General features: G+C 42.0%; 8 protein-coding genes. All 8 read left to right on the plus strand.

The annotated features are described in order from the left end of the window. The first annotated feature begins 35 nt into the window (after window positions 1-35). The 8 genes from ACTNC6_RS14670 to ACTNC6_RS14705 all read left to right on the plus strand — a co-directional run bounded on the left by ACTNC6_RS14670 (window position 36) and on the right by ACTNC6_RS14705 (window position 9,750). Window positions 36-890 carry a carbohydrate ABC transporter permease gene (locus ACTNC6_RS14670; protein ID WP_441036331.1) on the plus strand — a complete coding sequence of 285 codons (855 nt, stop codon included), beginning with the start codon at window positions 36-38 and terminating at the stop codon, window positions 888-890. Continuing rightward, on the plus strand, window positions 890-1,729 hold the full coding sequence (locus ACTNC6_RS14675) for a carbohydrate ABC transporter permease (RefSeq protein WP_118511254.1): 840 nt from the start codon (window positions 890-892) through the stop codon (window positions 1,727-1,729). Before ACTNC6_RS14670 ends, ACTNC6_RS14675 begins: the two co-directional genes overlap by 1 nt. Before the next feature lie 117 nt (window positions 1,730-1,846). After that, window positions 1,847-3,385, plus strand: coding sequence for a response regulator transcription factor (locus ACTNC6_RS14680; protein WP_441044448.1), 1,539 nt, complete (start codon window positions 1,847-1,849; stop codon window positions 3,383-3,385). Further along, window positions 3,282-5,054 (plus strand): cache domain-containing sensor histidine kinase, encoded by a 1,773-nt coding sequence (locus ACTNC6_RS14685; protein WP_441044449.1) that lies wholly within the window; start codon window positions 3,282-3,284, stop codon window positions 5,052-5,054. The genes ACTNC6_RS14680 and ACTNC6_RS14685 overlap by 104 nt, the downstream gene beginning before the upstream one ends. Further along, entirely contained in the window at window positions 5,051-6,760 is a 1,710-nt protein-coding gene (locus tag ACTNC6_RS14690; RefSeq protein WP_441044450.1) for an extracellular solute-binding protein, read from the plus strand. Before ACTNC6_RS14685 ends, ACTNC6_RS14690 begins: the two co-directional genes overlap by 4 nt. A gap of 141 nt (window positions 6,761-6,901) precedes the next feature. Further along, a complete protein-coding gene (locus ACTNC6_RS14695; protein WP_441044451.1) occupies window positions 6,902-8,344 on the plus strand; it encodes a L,D-transpeptidase family protein in 1,443 nt (480 codons plus the stop codon). An 83-nt stretch (window positions 8,345-8,427) separates the two neighbouring features. Continuing rightward, on the plus strand, window positions 8,428-8,964 hold the full coding sequence (locus ACTNC6_RS14700) for a nitroreductase family protein (RefSeq protein WP_441044453.1): 537 nt from the start codon (window positions 8,428-8,430) through the stop codon (window positions 8,962-8,964). 99 nt (window positions 8,965-9,063) lie between these two features. Then, a complete protein-coding gene (locus ACTNC6_RS14705; protein WP_441044452.1) occupies window positions 9,064-9,750 on the plus strand; it encodes an HAD family hydrolase in 687 nt (228 codons plus the stop codon). The last annotated feature ends 693 nt before the right edge of the window (window positions 9,751-10,443 follow it).

The following is a 10,443-nucleotide window of genomic DNA, read 5'->3' on the forward strand; positions in this document are numbered from 1 at the left end:
TAAGCAGAGAATGGGAAGAAGAGGAGAGATTTACCATGGTAGGAAAAACAATCAAAAAGTGGTGGCCGATTTTCGTTGTGCCTACACTGGCTGCATTTATAATCGGATTTTTATGGCCGTTTATCTGGGGAATTTACCTTTCATTTTGTAAATTTACCACAGTGCAGGATGTTACTTTCGTAGGATTTTCAAACTATCAGAAAATATTGCTTGACAATACTTTCAGCCATGCGTTCTGGCTGACTGTGGCATTTGCCTTTATATCCAGTATTCTGATCAATGTTCTGGCATTTGCCATTGCACTGGCGCTGACAAAAGGATTCAAGGGAACCAATGCATTCAGAACAGTATTCTTTATGCCAAACCTGATCGGCGGTATTGTTCTTGGATACATCTGGCAGACCTTATTAAATGGTCTGTTATCCAAATGGGGACAGCCGCTGCTGGCTTTGTCTGCAAAGAACGGATTTATCGGTATGCTGATCCTTCTGTGCTGGCAGCAGATTGGATATATGATGATCATTTATGTGGCAGGTCTGAATAATGTTTCACCTGACCTTATCGAAGCGGCACAGATTGACGGAGCTACATCCAGACAGATTCTGTTCAAGATTAAAGTACCGATGATCATGCCGTCTGTTACAATCTGTACCTTCCTTACACTGACAAATGGATTTAAAATGTTCGACCAGAACCTTTCTCTTACAGGTGGAGATCCTGCCAAGCAGTCTCAGCTCCTTGCCTTGAATATCTATGATACATTCTATGCACGAAGCGGACCACAGTGGAAGGGAATCGGTCAGGCAAAAGCAGTTGTATTCTTTATTCTGGTTGTAGCCATTGCCCTGATTCAGCTTAAAGCAACATCATCTAAGGAGGTGCAGCAGTAATGGAAAACAATAAAAAGAAAAGTATTATTCCTACAATTATATTAACTATACTGTCCCTTCTCTGGATTTATCCTATTATACTGATCCTTTTAAACTCTTTAAAAAAGGAATCAGCCATTACAACTACAGGAGTATTTGAACTTCCTCTGGGTGAAATATGGAATGGATTTACAAACTATGTAGCCAGCGTAACACAGATGGATTTCCTGAAATCTTTCTGGTACAGCCTTGTGATCTCAGTTATGTCGGTAGTACTGATCCTGCTGTGCTGCTCTATGTGTGCATGGTACATTGTCCGTGTAAATGGAGTGCTTTCCAAGATTTTATACTATCTGTTCATATTTAGTATGGTAGTTCCTTTCCAGATGGTTATGTTCACTCTGGCAAAGACAGCAGATACACTGAAACTGAACACTCCTTATAATATCTGTATTATTTATCTGGGATTTGGTGCAGGACTGGCAGTATTTATGTTCACCGGTTTTGTAAAGGGAATTCCGCTGGAAATTGAAGAGGCTGCTCTGATCGATGGATGTAATCCGTTACAGGTATTTTTCAAGATCCTGATCCCGATTCTGAAGCCTACCATTATCTCCACTGCAATTCTTCAGCTGATGTGGGTATGGAATGACTATCTTCTGCCGACCCTGGTACTGGATATTAAGAAATATCGTACAATTCCTATGGCAGTACAGTACTTCCGCGGAAGCTTCGGTCATGTACAGATGGGACCGATGATGGCAAGTATTATGATCGATATTATCCCGATCGTTATTGTTTACCTGGTATGCCAGAAATATATTATTGAAGGTGTTGTTGCAGGTGCAGTAAAAGGATGATAAAATAGTATCAGACGCAAGCTGATATGGATAATAAGTGACTGAAAATAAAGATAGTTCCATAATTGCAGGAACTATCTTTATTTGTATATATAAGGGGGTAGGAGGTTAGAAACTATGTATCGTGTATTAGTGGTTGATGATGAAAAAATAGAGAGAGAGGGAATTAAATTTCTGCTTTCCAGGGAAGAGGGAGAATTTGAGATTTCTGAGGCTTCCAACGGGCGCCAGGCATTGGAAATCCTGAGAAATGAGGAGATAGATATACTACTGACAGATATTAAAATGCCTCATATGGATGGCCTGGAACTGGCAAAAAAGGCAAAAGAGGAAAAAGAGGAGCTGCAGATTGTAATCTTTAGTGGCTATAACGATTTTTCCTTTGCCCAGGAGGCAATCCGTTATGGGGTGAAGGAGTATGTTTTAAAACCGGTGGATCCTGATATTTTCAGTGAAACACTGGAAAAGGTACGCAGTGAAATTGACAAAAATAAAAACCGCAAGATCAGAGATCAGAAGGAACAGGATTTTCTCCAGCAGTATTTTCTCCAGAATTATATTTACACAGGAAAAAAAGAAATTCTGGAAAAAGCCGGAGAAATGATCAACCTGGATACCTGGAATCAGTGGCACTGTGCCATTCTGGTGGAATCCTCCCAGAATTTTTTTGATACTGCAGATGAGAATCTGGCAGAGGATATGCGCAAGGAACTGCGGAGAATATTTTTCTATCTGAATCTGAATGCCAGACAGTCTCTGTTTTTGTTTAACGATGTATATTGCGATTATCTGTTGGTAGCCAATCAGCTGTATACTGTGATGAAGCGCCAGTATCCGGGAAGCTTTCATCTGGCAGTAAGCAGGAAGTTTGAGGGCTGTGAAGCATTGCCTGAGATCATGACAGAGCTGGAACAGCAGATGGAGGAGCGATTTTATCATCCGGAGAATCATGTATTCTCCAATGAGGAGGAAGAGTACAGTCATGCGGACAAGGCTGTCCAGGATTCCCAGCTGATGCAGAGAATTTCTGAGGACATCAGCAGAAAGGACATTCAGCAGCTGAAAGTCCATTTTCAGTGCCTTACGGACAAATACAAAAGCAGTACCCAGTTTTCGGCTATGTATATTAAATTTGTATTTTCCAATGTGATCCAGGCATTGTTTGAGGAAACACAGTTCTCAGAGGAACGCCGCCTGGATAGGGAGATTGACAGACTGTACAACTGCAGTGATATTTCACAGATCCTTCAGGTTACTGAGGAGAATATCCGGGAGTATGAAAATTTTCTGGAACGTTCTATGAGTGAATCCAGAAATGAGGTGGCTGCAGTGAAAAATTACATCTATCAGCACTACGGAGAGGATCTGAGCCTGGAGATGCTGGCAGAAAAGGTATATTTGTCCTCAGGATATCTGAGTTTTATTTTCAAAAAGGAAACAGGAATGAACCTGAACCGTTTTATCCGGGTATTCCGTATGGAGAAGGCAAAGGAGCTTCTGTGCAGCACAAATATGAAGGTGGCACAGGTAAGTGAAAAAGTAGGATTCTCCAATGTATCCTATTTTTGTCGAAGCTTCCGGGAATATTACGGAAGCAGCCCTGAGTCCTACAGGAAAGGAACAGGTGACGATGAAGAGAATCCGAAAGAAATTTAGAGATATGAAATACCGTCATAAGCTTACAATCCTGCTGGTGACATCCAGTTTGGTGCCTATGACGATGCTTGCTCTGTACAGCCATAACAGTATGAGCAGGTTGGTGCGCCATAATGAAGTGGAGGATACCTCATCCATCCTGGAACAGACCAGGGAAAGTATTGACAGCCAGATCGAAGTATATACAGGACTGATCAATTATCTTACCTATTCTCCGGATATTGAAGAAGTGATCAATGAGAAAAACATGGATAATTATGTGGCATATGCCAAATATACCCAGATTGTGGATCCTCTTCTCACAGTGCCTAAATCCTATCATGATGCTATCAATCAGATACAGATTTTTGCAGACAGTATTAAAGTGAGACATGAATATACTCTTGTACCTATGGATGAGATAGGACAGGAATGGTGGAGCAGCCAGCTGAATGATGAAGTGCAGGTACAGTGGCTGGTAAATACGGAAAAACCGGAGATTGCGGCAGTGAGAAATATTTACGACGGAAGAAACCGCACGGCGGTTCTGTGTATTACTCTGGATTACAATAAAATATTCAAACCGTTGAAAAATATTATCTCAGAAGAATCTGGAACTATGGTGCTGGATCAGAATCAGAATATTGTGTACCGTAATGAGAACATTCAGGATAATGACTTGGCAGATTTAAGGGAATCGGATAAAATTTTAGAGCAGATCAGAAAAGAATATGTAGCAGTAAATAGTACCAGCCAGAATACGGGCTGGAAGTTTTATCTGTATAAAACTAAAAAATCTGTAGAAAAATCAGTTTATCAGATGTTGCTTGCTGAGATTCCGCTGATTGCAGGCTGTGTACTGATCATTTTTATTCTGGGTATGGCTTTCTCCAGATTATTTACCCGCAAGATCGAAATGCTTACGGAAAATATGGATCAGGTAAATCACGGAAGCAGAGAGGTTACGGTTACCAGCGATGCAGAGGATGAGGTGGGGGTTCTGATCAGAAGCTTCCGCAGGATGATGGGGGAGATTGACCGTCTGATCAGTGAAGTTTACGAAAACAAAATAGCTCTTAAGGAATTTGAGCTGAAAGCGCTTACTGCACAGATCAATCCCCATTTTCTGTATAATTCTCTTTCCATTATTAACTGGATGGCTATTAAGAGCGGTCAGAAAGAAATCAGTAAGGTGACTCTGGATTTATCTACTTTTTATCGTACAGCTCTAAGCAAGGGAGAGGATATGGTAACTGTGGAGAATTGTATCCGTAATATTGAAGCTTATCTGTCTATTCAGTTGGTGATGCATGACAATGATTTTACAGTAGAGTGGAAGATTGATCCGCAGGTAAAAGCAGAAAAAGTCCCTAAACTGATCCTGCAGCCAGTGGTAGAAAATGCATTAGAGCATGGACTGGATGTAAAAGAAGAAGGAGATAAAATCCTGCAGCTGTCCTTTCTGGATGCCGGGGATGCAGTACTTCTCCGGGTAGAAGATAATGGAATGGGAATGGAACAGTCAGTGGCAGAATCGTTGGTTACTTACCAGGCAGAAGGCTATGGGCTGAAAAATGTGAACGATCGAATCTGTCTGCTTTACGGAGAGGAGTATAAAATTCGTATCACCAGCAGTGTAGGTAAGGGAACAGTAGTAGAAATGCGGATTCCAAAGGGAGAAACATCATGATGATACAGAGTGTGACAAAGGCAGGAAAAAAGCTTTTTGTAATTCTGATTCTGGGAATAACTTTGCTTCAAAGCGGATGTAATAATTCAACAAAGGAGACTCAGCAGAAAGCAGAAAAAACGGATGGGGTTGAGGAACAGAAAAAAACTAAGTCCGGAGACTGGGAAGAAGCCCGGACAACTCCCTATGGAAAGTATCCTGAAACTGTGACCTATACTCTTGCCCAGATGAATGGTGCCAATAATTCCAATCTGCCCAAAGGGCAGACTTATGAAAATAATGAATATACCCGTTATCTGAAAAAGATGTTGAATATCCAGAATGAGAACACATACATGGAAAGTGAAGACAGATATGATGAATTTGTCAATGTGATTGTGAAAGATCGGATGCTCCCTGATGTCATGGTGATCTCGGACAAGAAAATGCTGGATGAAATGGTGGAAAACGATCTGATAGAAGATTTGACAGAGGTGTATGAATCCTGTACTACAGACAGAATCAAAGCTATGTATTCCAGTTATGGAATCGAGCTTCTGGATTCTGTGAAATATGACGGGAAGCTGATGGCAATGCCTGAGACTGTTATTGATCATGGTCCCTGCCTGCTCTGGCTTCGTAAGGACTGGATGGATAAGCTGGGATTAGAAGAACCGCAGACTCTGGAAGAAGCTTTTGATGTTATTGAAGCTTTTCAGAAAAACAGAATGGGTGCAGCACCTGGAGAAGATTCTATCGGACTGGTATGTGATACTTCACTGGTGGGAACTACGAGTAGTAGTTATTCTGTTGACCCTATTTTTCAGAAATTCGGAGCCAATCCCCAGAGATGGCAAAAGGGTGAGAATGGAGAAGTGGTATATGGTTCTCTTACAGAAGAGACGAAGAATGCACTGGAATATTTGAACCAGCTTTATGAAAGGGGAATTCTGGATGAGAATTTTGCACTGCGGGCCCAGAATAATCTAAGGGATCTGGTAGTCAGCGGAAAGTGCGGGGCGTTTTTCGGATTGTGGTGGACGCCTAATAATCCTCTTATGGATGAGTATGAAGAAGATCCGGACTCTGACTGGGAACCATATTATTTTCCGGCAGAAATACAGAAAACGGCAGAAACCTATTCTACATTCAGAGACAACAAATATGTAGTGGTGCGAAAAGGTTATGAGCATCCTGAAATTGTAATGAAGATTTTGAGTGTACTTTTTGATTATACCAGGTATGAAGCAAAGGATGCAGATGAAATGAACAGCTATTTTGCCCTGAATGTGGATCCTACAGCAAGGCCGTTGGTGATCAATGTGGATTACAATGAAGCCACTTATCGTGTGACAGAGCATATTCAGAAGGTAATTGCAGGAGATATGGAAGAAGAGAAGCTCAGTGCCATTGAGAAATCTTACTATCAGGCCTGCAGAAATTATATGGAGGGGCAGAATGTGACAGTGGAGGACTGGGCAGCTTACAAGTCCCGCATTTCTGCAGTAGGTCTTCTGGTGAAATCGGATTACAGGACTCCTGAGAAAATCTATCTGCAAACTTCAAATCTGGAAATTCCTCAGACTCTTGGTACTCTGGAGAAGAATACTTTTATCCAGATTATCATGGGGAAGCGCCCCATATCCTATTTTGATGAATTCGTAAGCAAATGGTATGAACAGGGAGGGGATCAACTGGTAAAAGCAATCCGGGAGGATTCCAGGTAATGCGAATATTTTGGTATAAATAAAATTTACAAAATTATATATTTTTCTGGTATAATTTTTCAGGCAGGCTGTAAAAAATGTTTTACAGCCTGCCTGAAACTTATTAGTCTTAAAAAGAGTACAAAAGAACAGGGGCGGGAAATGGATAATAAAGAAAAAAACAGAAAGAAAAAGATAAAAGTTATCCTGGGGATCTGTATTGCATTATTTTTACTCCTGGGAGGAGGATTGTTGGTTTATATACATAAAGTGGATACGGACACACTGGGGAGAAAAATTACCATATATGGTCTGGACGTATCAGGTCAGAATGTGGAGAAGGCCGGACAGACTATCCGGAAAGCATTTCAGGATAAAAAGGTTGTTTTCCGGGAGGATGGCAGTCAGGTATATCAGACAACTGTAGGGGAACTGGGATATTCTCTGGATGAGGGAACACTTCAGTCTGCACTTACAGTCTTGAAACAGCAGCGTGATCAGACAAGGACGTTTCTGGCCTCCTGGAAAAATTACGAAATAGAATATCAGGTAAACAAAGATGAGACAGCAGAACAGTCTGCACTGACAGAAGATCATTTTGGAGAGAAAGAAAGAACGGAAGCCCAAAATGCTGAGATCAGATACAGCAAGAAGAAAAAGAAATTTGTTATAGTAAACCAGGTGGCAGGGACACAGATTGATGAAGAACGTCTTCGAAATTACGTGGACAAGACGCTGGAAGCAGAGTTTCAGGATAAGCTGCTCACCGGTGAAGTCAAGATAGATCTGAACCAGCAGGCATATAAGCAGCCTTCTGTAAAGGCTTCAAAAGAATTGAAAAAGGAATTGAAAAGCCTAAACGGACAATTGAAAAAATACCGCAAGGCTACCATAACCTATACCTTTGGAAATACGACAGAGACTCTGGATTCCCAAACAGTAAATTCATGGATCAGTATTCAGGGCACAAAGATCGTAATCGATCAGGAGCAGGCAGGGGCCTTTATTTCACAGCTTGCCAATAAATACAATACCATTTATGTTCCCAGAACCTTTCATACTTCTATGGGTACGGATGTGACTGTGGAGGACAATGAATATGGTTACAGGATCGATCAGAGCGGCGAGTTAAGCCAACTGCTTACTGATCTGAAAAGCGGCAAGGATGTGGTCCGTGAACCGGTATACAGCAGCAAAGGAATGCAGAGAAACGGAACAGATGATCTGGCAGGCAGTTATATAGAGGTAAGTCTGGATGCACAGCACCTTTGGCTGTACAAAGATGGAGGGCTGGTAACGGAAACAGATATTGTCAGCGGAGCGCCTACAGAGGAGAGGCATACCTATACGGGAGCTTGGCCCATTGCCTATAAAGCAAGTCCTTTTACGCTTACCAGCGATGTATACGGATATGATACCAAGGTAAAATACTGGATGCCCTTTGTCTACGGGCAGGGGCTGCATGATGCGCCCTGGCAGTCGGCTTTTGGAGGAAATCGTTATAAGACAGGAAACGGAAGTCATGGATGTATCAATCTGCCGGAAGAAGAGGCTGCAATTATTTATGAAAATATTGACGGTGGATATCCCATTATTATATATTAAAAACAGCTTAACCGAATCAAGTAAGTAGCGAAGCGGATGATTTTATCCGCTTGACCTCAAAATACAACAGGAGGAACTGGATGATGGAATTTCAGAAATTGATGGAAGTAAGAAGAAGTGTTCGAAAATATGCAGCAGACAAAAAGGTCACAAAAGAAGAACTGATGGAGATGATTGGCGCTGCACAGGAGGCTCCTTCCTGGAAAAATACGGAGACAGGGAGATATTATTGTGTATTGTCTGAGGAGATGACAGAAAGAGTACGCAGGGAATGTCTGCCTGAGGGAAATGCCTGTAAGGCTGAAAATGCAGTACTGGTTGTAACTACTTTTGTAAAAGATAAAGCTGGTTTTCAGAATGACAAAACTGCGGATAATGAATTGGGCAATGGTTGGGGATGTTATGACCTGGGATTGCAGAATGAAAATTTTGTTCTGAAGGCAGCAGAACTGGGGTATGGAACTTTGATCATGGGGCTGAGGGATGGAGAGAAGCTTCGGAAGGTGCTGGATATTCCGGAAGAGGAAACGGTAGTGGCAGTGATTGCTGTGGGTGTGGCAGCAGAGGAGCCAAAGAGGCCTAGACGTAAAGAATTGGATGAGATTGTGAAGGTGTATTAATATATAGGATTGACAGAACGGAATCAGAGGTGAAGTTATTTTCCTCTGATTTCTTTGGATTACATTATTAATGATATGTTTTTATGGATGGAGGGTAATGTGAAGGCAGCTTTTTTGGATATAGACAATACTTTACTTAGCTTTGATGGTTATGTAAAGCAGACAATGAAGGAAGGGTTTGAGCACTTTGGGTTAAAGCCTTATGAGCCGTATATGTTTGATATTTTTATCAGAGAGAATACGAAGCTGTGGAGGCAGATTGAGCAGGGAACGCTAGTGTTTGAGGAGTTGGAGAAAATCCGATGGAATATTATTTTCAAGTATCTGGATATTGAGTTTGACGGAACTGTTTTTGAAAAATATTTCAGGGGCAGGCTTTTTGACAGTGCAATTCCGGAAGATGGAGCTTATGAGCTTTTGGAATATCTGAAAGGGAAATATATTCTCTGTGTGGCTAGTAATGGTCCTGGTGAGCAACAGGTGCACAGGCTGGAGATTGCCGGGATGAAGAAGTATTTTGATTATATTTTCGTTTCTGAGAGGATTGGGGCATCCAAACCTTCAAAGGTGTTTTTTGAGAGGGCTTTTGTGGAACTGAATGAAGGGAGGAAGGAGATAATATTGCCGGAGGATACGGTGATGATCGGGGATTCTCTGACTTCAGATATTGCGGGAGGACAGGCCTTTGGGATGGAGGTTTGTCTGTTCCGGAGGAAAGAGGGAATGGATATACCGGATGGTGTACGGTGGGTGGATCGGTTGGAGCAGATAGAAGAGATTTATTGAGGTGCGCCGGAGGCCGGACGCCCCGAAAGGACAGAGGGTGGGGAGACTGGTTTCGGGAGCTAGGAACTCTAAGGCCCGGGAGATCAGCTAAAGGCGCTCGCAAATGGCGCAAACTCGCTTCGCTCAGACAGTGCGGCCATTTGTTCGCAACGCCGATCTCCCGGGCCCAAGAGTTGCTACGCTCCCTGCACGAGCCTCCCCACCCGCTGTCCTTTCGGGGCTGATGGCGGCTGACGGCTAGAGGGTTTGTAGATTGGTGGCTGGTATGGGGAGGGGGCGGAGCGGATTTTTTTTGTCTGTGGAAGGAAGAATAGTGATTGGAAATAAAAATAAAAAAAGTTAAAAAGGGGGTTGACAGTGGCGGATAGGAGTGTTATATTAGTTGAGCTGTCGGAAATAATTGTTTCTCGGATAGGGACAATTTTGATAGATTTCTGAAAGAAAAAAGAAATTTTAAAAAGTGCTTGACAACTTAAAACCTTTGTGTTAAAGTAATCAAGTCGCTTGAACAGAGCTGACAGTTATGTATCTGGACAACTTTTTGAGAAAACGAAAGAGTTGAAAAACTTTGAAAAAACTTGAAAAAAGTGCTTGACAAAGTGAAACAGATATGATAAAGTAAACAAGCTGTCGCAAGACAGACAACCTTGATAACTAAACAGTGAAACACATACGATTCTCGAAAATTCTTTA

Source organism: Blautia sp. HCP3S3_C4 (assembly GCF_052064095.1).
In the GTDB taxonomy this organism is placed as follows: domain Bacteria; phylum Bacillota; class Clostridia; order Lachnospirales; family Lachnospiraceae; genus Blautia_A.